This window comes from Streptomyces sp. NPDC005533 (genome assembly GCF_042871845.1).
Taxonomy (GTDB): domain Bacteria; phylum Actinomycetota; class Actinomycetes; order Streptomycetales; family Streptomycetaceae; genus Streptomyces.
The window spans coordinates 104,290-122,279 of record NZ_JBIAJH010000022.1; the positions used below are offsets into that span (position 1 = coordinate 104,290).

Annotated in this window: 14 protein-coding genes and 5 tRNA genes; 11 read left to right on the forward strand and 8 right to left on the reverse strand. The window is 70.5% G+C overall.

The genetic code is table 11. The annotated features are described in order from the left end of the window. Positions 1-455 precede the first annotated feature (455 nt). Entirely contained in the window at positions 456-662 is a 207-nt protein-coding gene (gene bldC / locus ACFYP3_RS22810; RefSeq protein ID WP_003949541.1) for a developmental transcriptional regulator BldC, read from the forward strand. Between the two features lie 605 nt (positions 663-1,267). Here bldC and ACFYP3_RS22815 read toward each other — a convergent pair. Together ACFYP3_RS22815 and hrpA are read right to left on the reverse strand one after the other, a co-directional pair. After that, positions 1,268-1,341: transfer RNA gene (locus ACFYP3_RS22815), tRNA-Asp, on the reverse strand. Between the two features lie 69 nt (positions 1,342-1,410). Next, positions 1,411-5,346, reverse strand: coding sequence for an ATP-dependent RNA helicase HrpA (hrpA, locus tag ACFYP3_RS22820; protein WP_388835401.1), 3,936 nt, complete (start codon positions 5,344-5,346; stop codon positions 1,411-1,413). Positions 5,347-5,457: 111 nt separating this feature from the next. Here hrpA and ACFYP3_RS22825 point away from each other — a divergent pair, with 111 nt between their 5' ends. The 3 genes from ACFYP3_RS22825 to ACFYP3_RS22835 are packed head-to-tail and all read left to right on the forward strand — an operon-like array spanning position 5,458 to position 7,528. Further along, positions 5,458-5,886, forward strand: coding sequence for a hypothetical protein (locus tag ACFYP3_RS22825; RefSeq protein ID WP_388835403.1), 429 nt, complete (start codon positions 5,458-5,460; stop codon positions 5,884-5,886). A 53-nt stretch (positions 5,887-5,939) separates the two neighbouring features. Continuing rightward, the gene (locus tag ACFYP3_RS22830; protein WP_388835406.1) at positions 5,940-6,689 is read left to right on the forward strand and encodes a DsbA family protein; all 750 of its coding nucleotides are present in this window, start codon (positions 5,940-5,942) and stop codon (positions 6,687-6,689) included. After that, positions 6,686-7,528, forward strand: coding sequence for a cytochrome c biogenesis CcdA family protein (locus ACFYP3_RS22835; RefSeq protein WP_388835409.1), 843 nt, complete (start codon positions 6,686-6,688; stop codon positions 7,526-7,528). The genes ACFYP3_RS22830 and ACFYP3_RS22835 overlap by 4 nt, the downstream gene beginning before the upstream one ends. Before the next feature lie 38 nt (positions 7,529-7,566). Here ACFYP3_RS22835 and ACFYP3_RS22840 read toward each other — a convergent pair. The 3 genes from ACFYP3_RS22840 to ACFYP3_RS22850 all read right to left on the reverse strand — a co-directional run bounded on the left by ACFYP3_RS22840 (position 7,567) and on the right by ACFYP3_RS22850 (position 7,851). Then, a tRNA-Phe gene (locus tag ACFYP3_RS22840) sits at positions 7,567-7,643 on the reverse strand. Positions 7,644-7,665: 22 nt separating this feature from the next. Further along, positions 7,666-7,739, reverse strand: a tRNA-Asp gene (locus tag ACFYP3_RS22845). 39 nt (positions 7,740-7,778) lie between these two features. Then, a tRNA-Glu gene (locus ACFYP3_RS22850) sits at positions 7,779-7,851 on the reverse strand. A gap of 128 nt (positions 7,852-7,979) precedes the next feature. Here ACFYP3_RS22850 and ACFYP3_RS22855 point away from each other — a divergent pair. The 7 genes from ACFYP3_RS22855 to ACFYP3_RS22885 all read left to right on the forward strand — a co-directional run bounded on the left by ACFYP3_RS22855 (position 7,980) and on the right by ACFYP3_RS22885 (position 15,165). Then, complete coding sequence (locus tag ACFYP3_RS22855) at positions 7,980-8,330, forward strand: metallopeptidase family protein (protein WP_030012899.1); 351 nt, start codon at positions 7,980-7,982, stop codon at positions 8,328-8,330. Next, the gene (locus ACFYP3_RS22860; protein ID WP_388835412.1) at positions 8,327-8,827 is read left to right on the forward strand and encodes a CrcB family protein; all 501 of its coding nucleotides are present in this window, start codon (positions 8,327-8,329) and stop codon (positions 8,825-8,827) included. Before ACFYP3_RS22855 ends, ACFYP3_RS22860 begins: the two co-directional genes overlap by 4 nt. Continuing rightward, positions 8,824-9,198 carry a fluoride efflux transporter CrcB gene (crcB, locus tag ACFYP3_RS22865; RefSeq protein ID WP_388835415.1) on the forward strand — a complete coding sequence of 125 codons (375 nt, stop codon included), beginning with the start codon at positions 8,824-8,826 and terminating at the stop codon, positions 9,196-9,198. Before ACFYP3_RS22860 ends, crcB begins: the two co-directional genes overlap by 4 nt. A gap of 94 nt (positions 9,199-9,292) precedes the next feature. Continuing rightward, positions 9,293-9,859 (forward strand): hypothetical protein, encoded by a 567-nt coding sequence (locus ACFYP3_RS22870; RefSeq protein WP_388835417.1) that lies wholly within the window; start codon positions 9,293-9,295, stop codon positions 9,857-9,859. A 278-nt stretch (positions 9,860-10,137) separates the two neighbouring features. After that, positions 10,138-12,525, forward strand: a complete 2,388-nt coding sequence (locus ACFYP3_RS22875) for a DEAD/DEAH box helicase (RefSeq protein ID WP_388835420.1) — start codon at positions 10,138-10,140, stop codon at positions 12,523-12,525. A gap of 152 nt (positions 12,526-12,677) precedes the next feature. Beyond that, complete coding sequence (locus tag ACFYP3_RS22880; protein WP_388835423.1) at positions 12,678-15,011, forward strand: hypothetical protein; 2,334 nt, start codon at positions 12,678-12,680, stop codon at positions 15,009-15,011. A gap of 81 nt (positions 15,012-15,092) precedes the next feature. Continuing rightward, a tRNA-Lys gene (locus ACFYP3_RS22885) sits at positions 15,093-15,165 on the forward strand. A 456-nt stretch (positions 15,166-15,621) separates the two neighbouring features. Here the strand turns inward: ACFYP3_RS22885 and ACFYP3_RS22890 are convergent. From ACFYP3_RS22890 to ACFYP3_RS22900, 3 genes are read right to left on the reverse strand one after another with little or no spacing between them, the layout of a single operon-like run. Continuing rightward, the gene (locus tag ACFYP3_RS22890) at positions 15,622-16,059 is read right to left on the reverse strand and encodes a hypothetical protein (protein ID WP_388835426.1); all 438 of its coding nucleotides are present in this window, start codon (positions 16,057-16,059) and stop codon (positions 15,622-15,624) included. A 29-nt stretch (positions 16,060-16,088) separates the two neighbouring features. After that, positions 16,089-17,168 carry a restriction endonuclease fold toxin-2 domain-containing protein gene (locus ACFYP3_RS22895; RefSeq protein ID WP_388835429.1) on the reverse strand — a complete coding sequence of 360 codons (1,080 nt, stop codon included), beginning with the start codon at positions 17,166-17,168 and terminating at the stop codon, positions 16,089-16,091. A gap of 9 nt (positions 17,169-17,177) precedes the next feature. Then, positions 17,178-17,627 carry a hypothetical protein gene (locus ACFYP3_RS22900; RefSeq protein ID WP_388835432.1) on the reverse strand — a complete coding sequence of 150 codons (450 nt, stop codon included), beginning with the start codon at positions 17,625-17,627 and terminating at the stop codon, positions 17,178-17,180. Between the last annotated feature and the right edge of the window lie 363 nt (positions 17,628-17,990).

The following is a 17,990-nucleotide window of genomic DNA, read 5'->3' on the forward strand; positions in this document are numbered from 1 at the left end:
ACGTAGTGCCAGGACCTACGTCCCGATACGGGCCATTGGCCCAAGCGTGACGGACCGCACTAACCACACCCTTGCGCCCTTCCCCTACCCTCGTGCCAAAATAGGACAAGGAGTCCGGGGAGGGTTCCTTCCGCCCAACTAAGGGCGGAATGCTCGGCATTGCGCTCTACGGGGGGTCTGGCGACTCCTGATCACTCTGTGACTGATCGTCACAGTGGGGTGACTGTCCGTTATGGGACGGTCCATCGGCTTCCGCCGCTGATGAACACCTCGGAGGGCAATTCCGTCGGTTTGGCCGTCGAGGCTGGACGGATGGTGTAGTTGTAGTGCCGAGGACAAGCCGTTCGTCCTATAACCGACTCGGCCCGCGTATGTCCATTTCGGGCAACGTGGGCCAAGGTGCAGAATTTAGAGGAAAGAACCGAGATGGTTCGGTTCTCCCGAGGAGGCCGCTCATGACCGCTCGCACCCCTGATGCCGAGCCGCTGCTGACCCCGGCTGAGGTTGCCACGATGTTCCGCGTGGACCCGAAGACGGTCACCCGCTGGGCCAAGGCTGGCAAGCTCACGTCCATCCGCACCCTGGGTGGACACCGCCGATACCGCGAGGCCGAGGTTCGCGCGCTGCTCGCGGGAATTCCGCAGCAGCGCAGCGAGGCCTGAGGTCGCGTTAACACCCCGTTTTGACGGGTCTATATCGGGTCCCCCAATCCGATGAAACCCACATAGCTTCATACGACGGAGCCTGCCCCAACAGGATCCTGTCGTTCGATCGCGCTGGACTCCGCCGGGTCCAGCGCGATCTTTTTTATGCCCAGGTCAGGGCGGTGCGGACCATTGCGCGGGGCTCGGCGGGGGGTGGGTGCCATTGCACATATTAAATCGAGCGGGCGTAGGGATGCGATAAAAGTATGGGTCGCAAAAACTCATGCGGTGACACCCGTCACAGATGATCACTCTTGTATATCCGCTCACGCACCCCGTAAAGGGGACGTGCCTCGCACGACGCCTCACGCGAACGGGGGATTCTCCCGTCGGAGCCGTCACGGGGACACCAAGGCCCCCGCGGCCCTCACGGCTCCCGCGAGCGGGGCCCTGGCGCCGGCGTCGGCCTCGCGCTCGTACGGACTGCCCACCGCCCGCGTGCGGGTCGCGTACCGGCACCGCGCGGGCCCGTGGCGGCCCCGGAGCCGCCGGGCGCCCGGGTGTTGGCCCACCAACGCGTCAGGGCCCGCATCCCTGGGGGGATGCGGGCCCTGACGTTTCTGCGAACCTGACGGGACTTGAACCCGCGACCTCCACCTTGACAGGGTGGCGAGCTAACCAACTGCTCCACAGGTCCTTGATTTGCGGCCGCTCGGCGGCTGCGAATCAGACTGTACCGCAGCTCAGGGGGTGCAGTCGAACCGGATCACCTGGCCGACGGCGGGGCCGCCGCGTCCACCGCCTTCACGATCCTCTTGTCGGAGATCGGATAGGCCGTCCCGAGGGCGTGCGCGAAGTAGCTGACCCGCAGCTCCTCGATCATCCAGCGGATGTCGGTGACCGCCTCCGGCACCGGCCGCCCCTTCGGCAACTGCTCCAGCAGCCAGGCGTACTCGTCCTGCATCTCGTGGACCTTCTCCATGCGCGTGGTGTCGCGCTGGACGCCCGTGGGCATCTGCTGGAGCCGCCGGTCCACCGCCACCAGATAGCGCATCAGGTCCGGCAGCCGGCGCAGCCCGGTGAGGGTGACGAACCCGGCCGGCACGAGCGCCGCCAGCTGCGTCCTGACGTCCTGGACGTTGCCGACCAGGGCGAGGCTGTTGGTGGCCTTCAGGCGGCGCTCACAGGCCTGCCAGGCGGCCAGCACCTGCTGGACCTGGCTCACCGTCCGCACGGTCGTGTCCACGAGGTCGGCGCGGACCGCCTCGTAGAGCCGCCGGAAGCCCGCCTCGTCCCACGCGGGGCCGCCGTGGTCCGCGATCAGCTTGTCGGTCGCCGCGGTCGCGCAGTCGTCGAACAGGGCCTGGATGGAGCCGTGCGGGTTCCTGGACAGCGCGAGCTTCTGCTGGTTGGTCAGGTGGTCCGAGGCGAACTTCGCCGGGTTCACCGGGATGTTCAGCAGGATGAGCCGCCGCGTGCCCAGCCACATCGCCTGCTGCTGCTCGGCCTCGGTGTCGAAGAGCCGTACGGACACGCTCGTGCCCTCGTCCACCAGCGCCGGGTACGCCTTCACCGGCTGCCCGGCCCGGCGGGTCTCGAACACCTTGGTCAGCGTGCCGATCGTCCAGTCCGTCAGCCCGGTCCGCTCCACCGATTCCCCGCCCGCCCGCTCGGCGGTGGCCGCGGCGGCCTTGGAGAGGGCCTGGCGGGCCTTGGGCTTCAGCTTCAGCCGCAGGGCTTCGAGGTCCTTGTCCTCGGCGAGGTTCTTGCGGCGCTCGTCGACGATCCGGAAGGTGATCTTCAGGTGGTCCGGGATCCGGCCGAGGTCGAAGTCCTCGGCCGAGACCGGGACCCCCACCATCCGCTGGAGCTCGCGCGCCAGCGTGACGGGCAGCGGCTCCTGCAGGGGCACTGCCGTGTCGAGGAACCGCGTCGCGAAGTTCGGCGCGGGCACGTAGTGCCGGCGGATCGGCTTCGGCAGCGAGCGGATGAGCTCGGTGACGACCTCCTCGCGCAGGCCCGGGATCTGCCAGTCGAAGCCCTCGTCGGTGACCTGGTTCAGCACCTGGAGCGGGATGTGGACGGTCACGCCGTCCGCGTCCGCGCCCGGCTCGAACTGGTAGGTCACCCGGAACTTCAGCTGCCCCTGCCGCCAGGTGTCCGGGTAGTCGGCCTTGGTGACCCCGGCCGCCTTCTCCGTGAGCAGCATCTCCCGCTCGAAGTCGAGGAGTTCGGGCTCCTCGCGCTTCTTGTGCTTCCACCACGAGTCGAAGTGCGCCCCGGAGACCACGTGGGCGGGGATCTTCTGGTCGTAGAAGTCGAAGAGGGTCTCGTCGTCCACGACGATGTCGCGGCGCCGGGCCCGGTTCTCCAGCTCCTCCACCTCGGTGAGGAGCTTGCGGTTGTCCGCGTAGAACTTGTGGTGCGTGCGCCAGTCGCCCTCGACCAGCGCGTTGCGGATGAAGAGCTCGCGCGAGACCTCGGGATCGATCCGGCCGTAGTTGATCTTCCGCTGGGCGACGATCGGCACGCCGTACAGCGTGACCTTCTCGTACGCCATCACGGCCGCCTGGTCCTTCTCCCAGTGCGGCTCGCTGTACGTGCGCTTGATCAGGTGCTGGGCCAGCGGCTCCACCCACTCGGGCTCCACCTTGGCGTTCACCCGGGCCCACAGCCGCGAGGTCTCCACCAGCTCGGCCGACATCACGAACTTCGGCTGCTTCTTGAAGAGCGAGGAGCCGGGGAAGATCGCGAACTTGGCCGAGCGGGCTCCCAGGTACTCGTTCTTGTCGGTGTCCTTGAGCCCGATGTGGGACAGCAGACCGGCCAGCAGCGAGACGTGGATGACCTGCTCGGGGGCGTCGGCCTCGTTGACGTGGATGCCCATCGACTTGGCGACCGTGCGCAGCTGCGAGTAGATGTCCTGCCACTCGCGGATCCGCAGGAAGTTCAGGTACTCCTGCTTGCACATCCGGCGGAAGGAGGAGGAGCCGCGCTCCTTCTGCTGCTCGCGGACGTAGCGCCACATGTTCAGGTACGAGAGGAAGTCGCTGGTCTCGTCCTTGAAGCGGGCGTGGTTCTGGTCGGCCTGGGTCTGCTTGTCCGAAGGCCGCTCGCGCGGGTCCTGGATGGACAGGGCCGCCGCGATGACCATGACCTCGCGGACGCAGTTGTTCTTGTCGGCCTCGATGACCATGCGGGCGAGCCGCGGGTCCACCGGGAGCTGGGAGAGCTGGCGGCCCATCTGGGTGAGCCGCTTGGTGGGGTCCTTCTCGGCCGGGTCGAGCGCCCCGAGCTCCTGGAGGAGCTGCACGCCGTCGCGGATGTTGCGGTGGTCCGGCGGGTCGATGAAGGGGAACTTCTCGATCTCGCCGAGGCCGGCCGCGGTCATCTGGAGGATGACGGAGGCCAGGTTGGTGCGCAGGATCTCGGCGTCGGTGAACTCGGGGCGGGCCTCGAAGTCGTCCTCGGAGTACAGCCGGATGCAGATGCCGTCGGAGGTACGGCCGCAGCGGCCCTTGCGCTGGTTGGCGCTGGCCTGTGAGATCCGCTCGATCGGGAGCCGCTGGACCTTGGTGCGGTGGCTGTAGCGGGAGATCCGGGCGGTGCCCGGGTCGATCACGTACTTGATGCCCGGGACGGTCAGGGAGGTCTCGGCGACGTTCGTGGCGAGGACGATCCGGCGGCCGGTGTGCTGCTGGAAGACGCGGTGCTGTTCGGCGTGCGAGAGGCGGGCGTAGAGCGGCAGCACTTCGGTGAACCGCAGATTGCGCTTGTTCAGGGCGTCCGCCGTGTCGCGGATCTCGCGCTCGCCGGAGAGGAAGACCAGGATGTCGCCCGCGCCCTCGGACTGGAGCTCGTCCACGGCCTCGCAGATCGCGGTGATCTGGTCGCGGTCGCTGTCCTCGGAATCCTCTTCGAGGAGCGGCCGGTAGCGGACCTCCACCGGGTACGTCCGCCCGCTGACCTCGACGATCGGCGCGTCGCCGAAGTGCCGGGAGAAGCGCTCGGGGTCGATCGTCGCCGAGGTGATGATCACCTTGAGGTCGGGGCGCTTGGGCAGCAGCGTGGCCAGGTAGCCGAGCAGGAAGTCGATGTTGAGGGACCGCTCGTGGGCCTCGTCGATGATGATCGTGTCGTAGGCGCGCAGCTCGCGGTCCGTCTGGATCTCGGCGAGCAGGATGCCGTCCGTCATCAGCTTCACGAAGGTCGCGTCCTGGTCCACCTGGTCGGTGAACCGGACCTTCCAGCCGACCGTCCGGCCGATCTCGGACTTCAGCTCCTCGGCGATGCGCTCCGCGACCGTGCGGGCGGCGATCCGGCGGGGCTGGGTGTGCCCGATCATGCCCCGGACGCCGCGGCCCAGCTCCATGCAGATCTTGGGGATCTGCGTGGTCTTGCCGGAGCCGGTCTCACCGGCGACGATCACGACCTGGTGGTCGCGTATCGCCTCGGCGATCTCGTCCTTCTTCTGGCTGACGGGCAGGTTCTCGGGATACGTGACCTCCGGCATCCGCGAGGCGCGCCCGGCCAGTCGCGCGGCGGCCTTCTCGGCCTCCGCGGCGATCTCGTCGAGCACGGCCTGCTTGGCCTCGGGCTTGCGGATACGGCGGGCGCCTTCGAGGCGGCGGCCGAGGCGGTGCGCGTCACGGAGGGAGATCTCACCGAGAAGCGTCTGCAGGGCGGCGAAGGAAGTAGACATACCTGATCGAGGATCTCACCTGGGCCCTCCGGGTGGCGAACGCATTTGTCGGGCGGACCCGTACCATTTCGGGACGACTCAGTCAGCCGTACGTATGAGAGGCAGCCCACCTTGCCCCGTCGCCGTCCCCTGTCCCGCGCCGCCCTGACGGTGTGGGCCGGCCTGGCGGCCACGGCAGTGGTGGTGGCGGTTCTCGCGGTGCTGCTCCCGGCCGCGCCCGCTCCCGCACCCGCCCCGGCGGGCCCGGCGGCGGTCCTGGCGGCGGTCCTGGAGGCGGCCCCGGGCCCGCCGGTGGCCGTCGCCTCCGGATTCCCGGCAGCCCCCGACGGCGGCGGTCCGGCCTGCGACCCCGGATCCCACGACCACGGCGGGCTCCCCGCCGCCCCGGCCCGGGCCGGGGGCGAGCACGCGCACGTACCGCCGGCGCGGCCGCTGCCCGAGGGGGCGCGGCCGTGCGTGCCGATGCCCGTACGCGTCCTCGTACGCGGTCCGGACCGGCCGGCGCCCGGCCCGGTGGAGCTGTCCGTGATGCGGGTCTAGGAGGGCCGCCCCCCACCGGTCCCTCTCACCACCCGCAGCACTGGAGCACCCGCGTGTCCTCTTCCTCCTCCCGTTCCTCCTCCTCTTCCTCCTCTTCCTCCTCGCGCAAGCCCCTCCTGTACGCCGCCGGGGTCGCCGTCGCCGCGATCACCCTCGGCCTCGTCTCCTGGCAGGCCACCGCCCCCGCCGAGAAGCGCCCCGCCGATTCCTCCGCGGCCGCCGCGTCCCGGACCGACCCCGCCGCCGAGCTCAGGGCACTGGCCCGCCGCGAGTCCGGCGACAAACTGGCCGTGGGCCGTGCCGACGCGCCCGTCGTTCTCATCGAGTACTCCGACTTCAAGTGCGGCTACTGCGGCAAGTTCGCGCGGGACACCGAACCCGAACTGGTGAAGAAGTACGTCGAGGACGGCACCCTGCGCATCGAGTGGCGCAACTTCCCGATCTTCGGCGCCGACTCCGAGGCCGCCGCCAAGGCCGCCTGGGCGGCCGGGCAGCAGGACCGGTTCACCGCCTTCCACGCGGCCGCGTACGCCGACGGCTCCAAGGAGAAGGGCTTCGCCGAGGCCCGGCTCGTGGAGCTGGCCCGGGAGGCCGGGGTCCCCGACCTGGAGCGCTTCAAGACGGACATGGCCGGCGAGCAGGCCGCGGCGGCGCTGCGCAAGGACCAGGAGGAGGGCTACCGCATCGGTGTCACCTCCACCCCGTCGTTCCTGCTCGACGGCAAGCCCATCGCCGGCGCCCGGCCGCTCGCCACCTTCACGGCCGCCATCGCCGAGGCCAAGGCCGCGGCGGCGAAGCGGTGACCGACATCGGCTACCTGGCCGCCCTGCTGGGCGGCCTGCTCGCGCTGCTCAGCCCGTGCAGCGCGCTGCTCCTGCCGGCCTTCTTCGCGTACTCGATCGACTCCGCCTCCCGGCTGTTGGCGCGCACCGGGATCTTCTACGCGGGCCTCGCGAGCACCCTCGTACCGCTGGGGGCGGCCGGCTCGTACGCCGGGCGGTTCTTCCACGGCAACCGCGACCTGCTCGTCCTCGCGGGCGGCTGGCTGATCATCGCGCTCGGGCTCGCGCAGATCCTGGGCCTGGGCTTCGCCTCGCAGCGGATCTCGGAGCTGTCGGGCCGGATCCGGCCGACCACCGCCCTGTCGGTGTACGCGCTCGGTGCGGTCTACGGACTGGCCGGCTTCTGCGCCGGGCCGATCCTGGGCAGCGTCCTGACGGTCGCGGCGGTCAGCGGCAGCCCCGTCTACGGCGGCCTGCTGCTGGCGGTCTACGCGCTGGGCATGGCGGTGCCCCTCTTCCTGATGGCCCTGCTGTGGGAGAGGTTCGAGCTGGGCCGGCGGCGCTGGCTGCGCGGACGGACGTGCACGGTGGGCCGCTTCGAGCTGCACACCACCTCGCTGCTGTCCGGGCTGTTCTTCATCACCCTGGGCGCGCTGTTCCTCGTCTACGACGGGGCGAGCGCGCTGCCGGGGCTGCTGGACGTGGACGACTCGTTCGCGGTGGAGCAGTGGGTCGGCTCCGTGGCCGACGCGGTCCCGGACTGGGCGCTGCTCGGGCTGGTCGCGGCGGGCGCCCTCGCCGTCGGCCTGGTGCAGTGGCACCGCAGGTCGCGGACGGCGGCGCGGGCCGAGGAGGAGTAACCACAGAAGGCCCCGTCCGATGGACGGGGCCTTCTTGATGGTGGCTGGGGCCGGGGTCGAACCGGCGACCTATCGCTTTTCAGGCGATCGCTCGTACCAACTGAGCTACCCAGCCACGAAACCGTTTCCGGCTTCAGCGATCCTGACGGGACTTGAACCCGCGACCTCCACCTTGACAGGGTGGCGAGCTAACCAACTGCTCCACAGGACCTTGCAGTGTGCGAGAACAAGTCTTGCACACGGTAATGCGTACCCCCAACGGGATTCGAACCCGTGCTACCGCCTTGAAAGGGCGGCGTCCTGGGCCACTAGACGATGAGGGCTAAAGGCCCGCCGGGCACTTCTTCAGCGCGTCGGGGACGTGAGAAGCATATGGGATCCGGGGAGCTATCGCCAAAACGGTTTCTCCCCCGCAAGCGGGAGGCGCCCCCACCGGAGGGACAATGACCGGGTGCTGGAGATGACGCGCGAGGAGTTCGAAGAGCTCGTCGCAGAGGCGCTGGACCGGATCCCGCCGGAGCTGACGCGGCTGATGGACAACGTGGCGGTGTTCGTCGAGGACGAACCGCCCGCCGACGACCCCGAGCTGCTCGGCCTGTACGAGGGGACTCCCCTGACGGACCGCGGCGAGTGGTACGCCGGGGTGCTGCCGGACCGGATCACCATCTACCGCAACCCCACCTTGCGGATGTGTGAGGACCGGGAGAGCGTGGTCGCGGAGACGGAGGTCACCGTGGTGCACGAGATCGCCCACCACTTCGGGATCGACGACGAGCGGCTGCACGCGCTGGGGTACGGGTGACCCGGCCGGTCCCCGGCGCCGAGGCGATCGACCCGGACGTCGACCTGCACGTCCCCGCGCAGCGCGCCGAGCCGCAGGGCCGGGTGCTCGCGGCGGTGGCGGCGGGCGGGGCCGTCGGGGCCGCGGCGCGGTACGGGGTCGCCCTGTTGTGGCCGGCCGGGCCCGGGGCCTTCCCGTGGGCGACCCTGTGGATCAACACGTCCGGGTGCGCGCTGATCGGCGTACTGATGGTCCTGATCAGCGAAGGCGGTCGGAGCGCGCCGCATCCGCTGCTGCGGCCCTTCGCCGGGGTCGGGGTGCTGGGCGGCTTCACCACCTTCTCCACCTACGCGGTGGACTTCTCGCGGCTCCTCGACGAGGGGCGGGCGGGGGCCGCGCTGGCCTACGCCGGACTCACGGTGGTGGCGGCGCTGGGCGCGGTGTGGGCGGCGGCCGCGGTGACCCGGCGCGCGGTCGGGGACGGCGGCGGACGGCGGCCGGGCCGGGCCGCCCGGTGAACTGGCTGCTCGTCGTGGTGGGCGCGGTCGTCGGGGCGCCGCTGCGCTACCTGACGGACCGTACGGTGCAGGCGCGGCACGACTCCGTCTTCCCGTGGGGCACCTTCGTGGTCAACGCGGGCGCCTGCCTGCTGCTCGGCGTGCTGACCGGCGCGCTGCTGGCGGGGGCCGCCTCCTCGCGGCTCCAACTGCTCCTGGGGACCGGGCTGTGCGGGGCGCTGAGCACGTACTCGACGTTCTCGTACGAGACGCTGCGGCTGGCCGAGCGCGGCCACCGGTTCCTGGCGGGGGCGAACGTGGTGATGTCGGTGCTGGTGGGGCTCGGCGCGGTGCACCTCGGGTCGCAGGTGGCGGAGCAGCTGTTCGGCTGAGGGCGCCGAGGGCGTGTCCCCAGCGGGTCGAAGGGAGTTGGGCACATTGACCCGCTCATGCGGACTCTCACCCTCAGGCTCCGGAGGTGCCCCCGTGCGCCAGTTGTCCGCTTCCCTCCGATTGGCCGTCACCGCGCTCGCGGTCGCGGCGACGGCCGGCTGCATGAGCGTCGGCGAGGACGCGGCGAAGCCCGGTCCCTCCTCGTCGGCGGACCGCCGAAGCGGCGCCGAGGCGGGCGCGTCCGTGTCCGGGCGGGGCTCCGGGGTCCACGGCAACGGGCACGGCACGAAGGACGGTACGGGGAACCAGGACGGCAGGCCCAAGGAGGACGGCAAGGCCTCCGGCGCGACCGGGGCCTCGCCCGGCCCGGGCGCGCCGAGCGGCCGGCCGGGCGTGCCCGCGCCGTCGGCGGGCGCTTCGGGCGGCGCGGGCGGGCAGGGCCCGCAGCAGCCCCCGGCGGGTGCTTCGGGCGGCGCGGGTGGATCCGGCGGGTCGGGCGGCTCCGGGGGCTCCGGCGGATCGGGCGGCTCCGGCGGTGGGCAGCAGCCGGCCAGCCCGACTCCGCAGCCCCCGGCGACGACGCCCCCTGTGACGGAACCCACGCCGGACCCGCCGACTCCGCAACCCGATCCGCCGACCCAGCCGGCGCCCCAGTCCTAGGGTCGCCGGGGCCCCTCCCGGGGCCTCCGGGGTCGGACGGGGTGGCCGGGTGCGGACTGTTTTCGCAGGTCAGACGCACTTCGGTCGGACTGACTTGCCAGACCCGGGGGAGGGTGCGTATGGTTATAGATCGTTTGATCCCATTGCCCGGCGCCGAATCCGAAGAGCGCCGTGTGGCGCGTACTCTCCCTAGCCGTGGCTGACCGCATTGAGGCGGTCGATTTGCGATTCACGGAGTTTGGGCGCGTGCCGAGACTCCGGAAGGTTTCGCATTTCGCATGTCCATTTCCAGTTCTGACCGTTCCGTCATGCCCGAGAACGACTCCAACGAGATCGTCGACGCCGAGGCCCTTGTGGTCACCGAGGCCATCGAGGCCGCAGAGGCCGACGAGATCATCGAGGCCCTTGAGGCCGACGTGACGAACGGTGAGTCCGTCGAGGACTCCATCGACGCCGACACCGACACCGACTTCGACGACGCCGACGCGGACGCCGAGCCCTCGATCACCTTCGGAGACCTCGGTCTGCCCGAGGGCATCGTGCGCAAGCTCGCCCAGAACGGCGTCACCGCCCCCTTCCCGATCCAGGCCGCGACCATCCCGGACGCCCTGGCCGGCAAGGACATCCTGGGCCGTGGCCGCACCGGCTCCGGCAAGACCCTCTCCTTCGGTCTGCCGACCCTGGCCTCCCTGGCCGGCGGTCACACCGAGAAGAAGAAGCCCCGCGCGATCATCCTCACGCCGACCCGTGAGCTCGCGATGCAGGTCGCGGACGCCCTCCAGCCCTACGGCGACGTGCTCGGCCTGAAGATGAAGGTCGTCTGCGGCGGTACCTCCATGAGCAACCAGATCTACGCCCTGGAGCGCGGTGTCGACGTCCTCGTCGCCACCCCGGGCCGTCTGCGCGACATCATCAACCGCGGCGCCTGCTCCCTCGAGAACGTCAAGATCGCCGTCCTCGACGAGGCCGACCAGATGGCCGACCTGGGCTTCCTGCCCGAGGTCACCGAGCTGCTCGACCAGATCCCCGGCGGCGGCCAGCGCATGCTCTTCTCCGCCACCATGGAGAACGAGATCGGCACCCTGGTCAAGCGCTACCTGTCCAACCCCGTCACGCACGAGGTCGACAGCGCCCAGGGCAACGTCACGACCATGACGCACCACGTCCTCGTCGTGAAGCCGAAGGACAAGGCGCCGGTCACGGCCGCCATCGCCGCCCGCAAGGGCCGCACCATCATCTTCGTCCGCACCCAGCTGGGCGCCGACCGCATCGCCGAGCAGCTCGTCGAGGCCGGCGTGAAGGCCGACGCACTGCACGGCGGCATGACGCAGGGCGCCCGTACCCGCGTCCTCGCCGACTTCAAGGACGGCTACGTCAACGCGCTCGTCGCGACCGACGTCGCCGCCCGCGGCATCCACGTCGACGGCATCGACCTGGTCCTGAACGTGGACCCGGCCGGCGACCACAAGGACTACCTGCACCGTTCGGGCCGTACCGCCCGTGCCGGCAAGTCGGGCGTCGTGGTCTCCCTCGCCCTGCCGCACCAGCGCCGCCAGATCTTCCGCCTGATGGAGGACGCGGGCGTCGACGCCTCGCGCCACATCGTCCAGGGCGCCGGCGCCTTCGAGCCCGAGGTCGCCGAGATCACCGGTGCCCGTTCGCTGACCGAGGTCCAGGCCGACTCCGCGAACAACGCCGCCAAGCAGGCCGAGCGCGAGGTCGCCGAGCTCACCAAGCAGCTGGAGCGCCTGTCGCGCCGTGCCGTCGAGCTCCGCGAGGAGGCCGACCGCCTGGTCGCCCGCTCCGCCCGTGAGCGCGGCGAGGACCCGGAGGCCGCTGTCGCCGAGGTGGCCGAGGCCGCCGAGGCCGAGGTCGCGGCTGCTGCCGCAGCCGCTGCCGCCGAGATCGCCGCCCAGGAGCGCCGCGAGGAGCAGCGCACCCAGCGCGACGACCGCGGCAACTTCGAGCGTCGCGACAACCGCGGCGACCGTGGCGACCGCGGCGGCGACCGTGGCGGCTTCCGCCGAGACGACCGCGGTGACCGCGGCGGCCGTCCGTCCGGTGGCTTCAACCGTGATGACCGTGGTGGCGAGCGTGGTGGCTTCCGCCGCGACGACCGTCCCTCCGGTGGTTTCCGTTCCGGTGGCGACCGTCCGTCCGGTGGTGGCTTCCGTCGCGACGACCGTCCCTCGGGTGGCTTCAACCGTGATGACCGTGGTGGCGAGCGTGGTGGCTTCCGCCGCGACGACCGTCCGTCCGGTGGTTTCCGTTCCGGTGGCGACCGTCCGTCCGGTGGTGGCTTCCGCCGCGACGACCGTCCGTCCGGTGGCTTCAACCGTGACGACCGTGGTGGCGAGCGTGGTGGCTTCCGCCGCGACGACCGTCCCTCCGGTGGCTTCCGTTCCGGTGGCGACCGTCCGGCCACGGGCAACGGCACCTACAACCGTGACGACCGCCCCTCCGGCGGCTTCCGCTCCGGTGGCGACCGTCCGTTCACCCGTGACCGTCGTGACGACCGTCCCTCCGGCGGCTTCCGCGCCGGTGGCGCCGGCGACCGTCCCTACGGCCGTCGTGACGACCACCGTCCGTCCGGCTCCGGCTCCGGCTCCGCCGGCGGCTTCGGCGGCCGCCGTGACGACAAGCCGCGCTGGAAGCGCAACGGCTGACCCCAGCTGAGCTGAACCCCCTGACAGGGCCCCCACGACCGCGGTCGTGGGGGCCCTGCCGCGTGTTGCTACGATCCACACACTTTTTGCGGCGGGGGCACGGCAACGCGAAACCCGCGACCGCCCCCGCGCACTTCCTGGGGGGGACTTCTTTGAGACGGTCACGTGTGCTGGGCGCCGCCGCGCTCGCCTTGGCCATCGGACTCGGTGGGGTGACGGCCGTACCGGCCACGGCCGGGCCGACGCCGACCGCAGACCTGACGATCCCTCCGCCGCCGCACCAGGATCCGGCCCACGAGTACGTCTCGGGCGCCGGTACCGGTCTGGCGATGTGGCGGGACACAAGTTATCTCTGGCGCAGCCTGCAGGACGGCCGCGAAGCCTCGTACACGGGCTGCCAGGTCGTGTACGGCTCGGACGTCTGGTCCGCGGCTTCCGGCGACACCGTCGCCTGCGAGAAGGCCGGCAGCGGCGGGGCGGCGGGGCCGATGGCCCTGCACGACTTCGCCACCGGCAGGAGCGAGACGCTGGCCGCCCCCGCGGGCCGTGCCTGGACGAAGGCCTTCTCGCCGTCCCAGGTGCTCGCCACCGAGGTGGACCAGGTCGGCTGGGTCACGCTGCACCTGATCGGCCGGGCGGAGGAGCCGCGCAAGGACGTGGTCGTCACGTCGCCGGACCGGTTCGGGATGTACGCCTTCCAGGTGCGGGCCTTCGACCAGAAGGGCGCACTGGTCTCGTACTTGAACGGCAAGGGCGGCGAGAGCGTCGCGCTGGTCGACTTCGCCACGGCGACCCTGCGCCCCGTGCCGCTGCCGGACGGTGTCACGGAGACGACCCACGTCACGTTCGGTCTCGGCGCGCAGTGGATCGCGATGGAGAACTCGGGCAAGGTGACGCTGCGTTCGCGCGCCGACGGCAAGGTGACCCGCACCGTCGACCTGTTCCCGGCGTCGATCGGGTCCGTCCAGCCCGTGGGGGACTGGCTGCTCGCCCGGGTCCCGGAGGGCCTGGTCGCGGCGCCGCTCGCGGGCGGAGCGACGCGGACCCTGCTGCCGCGCACCGGGACCGACCCGATCACGCCCGGAGCCGACGGGTCCGCCTACCTCGCCGGCGGCACCGACTCCAGCCACTGGGGAATCCACCGCATCACGGCGGGCTCCGACGGAGCTCCCGTGGTGAAGAAGGTCAGGGACCTTCCGCCGAACCCGGCGAACCGTGTCGGGCTCACCTTCGCCCAGGGCCGGCTCGCCGTGAGCCAGGAGGACCCGCAGAAGAGCGTCCAGGGATACACGGCCTCGGTGTCCGGCACCCCCTCGGTGTCCCAGACCCCCACCTGGAAGTGCGACGCGACCGTCAACCTCCAGCTGTGCGGGCTCCAGGACGCCCCCGCCGCGCGGAGCGTCGCGACGGGCGACGGCCGGTTCGTCTCGCTGTCGGCCGTCGACGCGGGCGACCCCATGTGCCGGGGCTGCGGAATCGCGCTGAACGTGATCGACGCGGGCGCCGGCGGCTCGATCCGCCAGGTGCCGCTGCCCCACAAGACGTGGCTGCAACCCGTCCAGCTGGAGCAGGCCTCCGGCCGCTACGTGCTCTTCGCGGCGACCGAGAACTCCGCCCTGCGCTACTTCGTCGCCGACATCGACGCCGGACGGATCCTCGACGCCAAGGCCGTGGCGCAGTCCGTGCTGTGGGGCTCCACCCTGTGGGCTCCCGAGGGTGACAAGGGGGTCGTGACCGGGACCGATCTGCGGACCGGCCAGGTCACGCAGCGGGTCGACCTCGGTTCCGGCTGCCGTCCCTTCGAGCTCAAGGTGAACGGCGACTGGTTCTACTCCACCTGCTCCTCCTACGGAGACGCCGCGGCCGCCTACCACGCGCCCACCAGGAAGCGGATCCCGCTGCCCTTCACCCCCGAGGCCTTCCAGGTGCGGCTCGGCGACGGCTACCTCGTGCACCGGGCGGGCGCCGGCCTGGAGATCACCAACCTGCGCTCCGGCGCGCCGGTCCGCGAGCCCGACATCACCGCGAACGTCGGCTCGTTCGGCACCGACTGGACCATCGACCGGTTCGGCGGCCGCCTGGCCTACACGGACGCGAGCGAGACCGTGCACCTGGTCGGGGTCGCCGGCCAGGCCTCCCCGCTCGCGGTGATCGACCAGGACCTCGCCGCCACCGTGGACTTCAGGCAGGCGAAGACCTGGCAGGCCCGCTGGTGGCTGTCCAAGCCGGTCGCGTCGTGGAAGCTGATGGTGCGCAACAGGACGTCCGGCATCACCACGGTCGTGCGCACCGGCGGCGAGGCGCGCGGTGTGATCGCCCCCTCGTGGGACGGCAAGTCCCCGGCCGGCACGTACCTCTTCACCGGCGAGTACGAGTGGACGCTCGTGGCCCGCCCGGCCGACGGCCAGGGCGCCGAGGTCAGGACCTCCGGGGCGGTCAAGGTGACCGGCGTCCCGTCCGCCGCCCGCCCCCCGGTACGCCGCTGAACTGACGGCGACAGGCCGGTCAGTCGATACCCGATCGGCTGACCGGCGCTGTCCGGCTATGCTCTGGGGTGAGCACCTGGAGGGCCATTAGCTCAATTGGCAGAGCAGCGGACTTTTAATCCGTTGGTTGTCGGTTCGAGTCCGACATGGCCTACCGCTCACGGGCGGGGGTTGACCCCTCCGACCTGCTCCTGAGCGCCCCACCCGGTTTCGGCCAGGTGGGGCGCTCAGCCGTTTCCGGGCTCGTGCGTGAGCGGATGGCCCGTCATCCCAGGTCAGGAGACGGACGGCCGGGCACGAGGCACCAACTGGGTCACGGCTTCTGCGGCTGCCTGGTCGACCTCGGGGAGCAGGCTCGTGCACATGCCCGAGGTCAGCGATCGTGGAGTGCCGGAGCGTGACCCCGATCCGGCCCGGCGAGCGCCATGGGGGCCGGAGCAGGCGAAGGCACCACAGGCCGGCGGCTGTCACCTCCTTGGAGAGGCCAGGTCATCGACCGTACGGAGTGGGGGCAGTGCTGCTTGGGTGCTGCTTCGAAGCCGATCGTGAAGACCTTGCCGGCAGCATGGCGGGTAGTACGCGGCAGGACTGCTGCATCGCCCCTGTGCGCTCATTCCAGGCCGGTGGCTTCGAGGTGGGTAAGGAAGGCTGCGACAAGCCGGGGCCGTGTCACTTCGGGGACAGTGGCGTCAGGCAGATCCTCTTCCAGCCCCCACGCGGTGTTGAACGTCATCGCCACACCTTCCGGGACGACGTGCTCCCGGAGCCAGCCTACGAAGTTCGCAGCCGTCCGGGCGGTGGAGTCGAGGATCGAGATGCCTTCCGGCTGGACCCGTGCGTACCCTTCGAGCTCTTCACCGTCGAGGGTGATGCCATAGTGCATGGCCGAACCTCGGACCTGCCCGCCCTCCTGGATCCGGATGAACTCGTCCGGATCGCGCTCCAGGAGCCTGGCCTTCAGGCTGTCGTACGTCAGCCCCCAGGTCTGCCCCTCTATGGGGGTGAAGACGTACATGGTGCGCAGTTCGGCGAGCTGGGACGCGTCCACGGGTGTACTCCTCGGCGGGGCAGGGTGGGTCAGGGAACGTAGCGGGCATAGCCCTTGACGCCGTGTGCCGCCATCATCACGCGCCAGTAGGCGACGGAGTCAGGATTGTTGGTTACGGTTTCCACTCCGCGCATCTCGGTGTTGCGAGGGTCGTTCAGTGCGGCGGCGTACTTCTGCAGCTCGTTCCGGTCGGGGTCGAAGAGGAACTCCTTCTTGCCCGTCTGGTGATTGGCGCGGAGCTCTTCCAGCGAGCGGTAGCACTTCTTGCCCGGGTTGTTGACGTACTTGGCCTCGACAGCCATCCCGTCGCTGTCACGGAAACCGTCGACCATAAGGGTGGTGCCCTTGCCGGTGCCCGGGGCGATGGGGACTTCGTACTCGGGATAGCCGGCCACACGCAGTTGATAGGCGACCTCGGCGGGTTTGCCGCCCGAGACGTCGCCCGCACGCAGCGAGTTCAGCCAGGTCTGGAAGTTCTGCTGCTGCGGTGGCGTGAGGGGAGGGAACCGCGGGTTGGGCGGCGTCGGTGGCGCTATCGGCTGGACCCGCGGCCCGTTCGCGGGGCGGTACGCCACCGGGACCAGGAGCGGCGCACGGACCAGGGGCGCCAGGAAGGGCGGCAGCGATGGCAGGAAGCCGCCGCCGTCGGGCTGGGGCATGGGGACGCGCGCCTGGGAGCTGTCCATGGCGGGCGGGATCTTGCCCAGGCTCGCGATGCGCATGTCGCCGGAGACCAGCTCGTGCAGCCCGCCGTCGTGTCCGTCGCCGCCGAAGCGGGCGCGGTCCCAGGGGAGCAAGGTGTCACCCGTGATGGGGTTCGACTCTTCGGGGATGCGCTTCGATGCCGTTTCGACGTGGTCCGCGTACGCCTCGCACGCTTTGGCGATCATGCGGCAGGCGGTGGGGAGGTTCGCCATCAGGGTTTCTTCGCCACCCACTTCGATGGGTGGCGGCGTCTTTCCCACGAACAGGTTGAAGAACTGCTCCACCGCGGTCGCCGTATCGCCCTGTTGGTTGGCGGTCGCGGTTTTCCAAGCTGTCCCGGAGTCCCAGTAGGCGTCTTCGAGGATCTTCGCGGCCGAATTCCAGACAGCTGCTGTCTTGCGCAACTTGTCGCGCTACCCATGGAAGCGCTTGTCGAGGAGGTACTGGTCGGTCCAGCTCGTCTCGCCGACGACCTCGGGAAGATCCTCGGCCTTGTGACTGACACGCGGGTTGCAGTCCGGGCCGGACGGCTGTGGACCGATACCAGGGGCAGCCAGGCTCTGATCGAGGAATGACGCAGCGATCTCACTGTTCTGCCGGACGAAGTCCTCGGCGGCCTTGAGAAGGGTGCCGGCTCCGTTCGCCATGACCTGGTGCGCGCGGCCTGCCGAAGCGAACACGGTCGCCACCGCCGGCTTGTACACAGCGGCGAAAGCCCGCCCGGCGCCGTCGTCTCCCGCCATCCCACCGTGCTGGCTCAGCTCGGTGAAGAGCAGGCCCACCATGTCGTAGATGAGGTCCCTGAGATCCACCATGGACCACGACGCGTTGACGAAGTTCTCTGTTCGGTGTTCCAGCTCCAAGGCTCCCCCTCCTATGCCTGGCCGCCCTGGAACCGTACAAGTGTGCCCTGGCCTGGCCGTGGGCCAGGGACAGGTTTCCGCCAACCCAGCTCCGGGGCCGTCAACCTTCCCGATCGCTGGTCCGGCAGACGGACCTGAAGATCACTGGCTTCCGTCCCCTGTGGCAGCAGTGTGGATCACAGCTCCCATCACGGAGTCGATCATTTGCGCGCGCTGCGCGGCGGCTGCCGCGTTCCGTGTCCCAGTGATGACTGCTGTCGTCCAGCCCCCTCAACCGTGATCTCCGCAGCACCACAGGTATGAGCGATCGAGACCACTGCCTCGAGAAACGTCCGGTAAAACCAGGCTGCGTCAGGCGGGGGA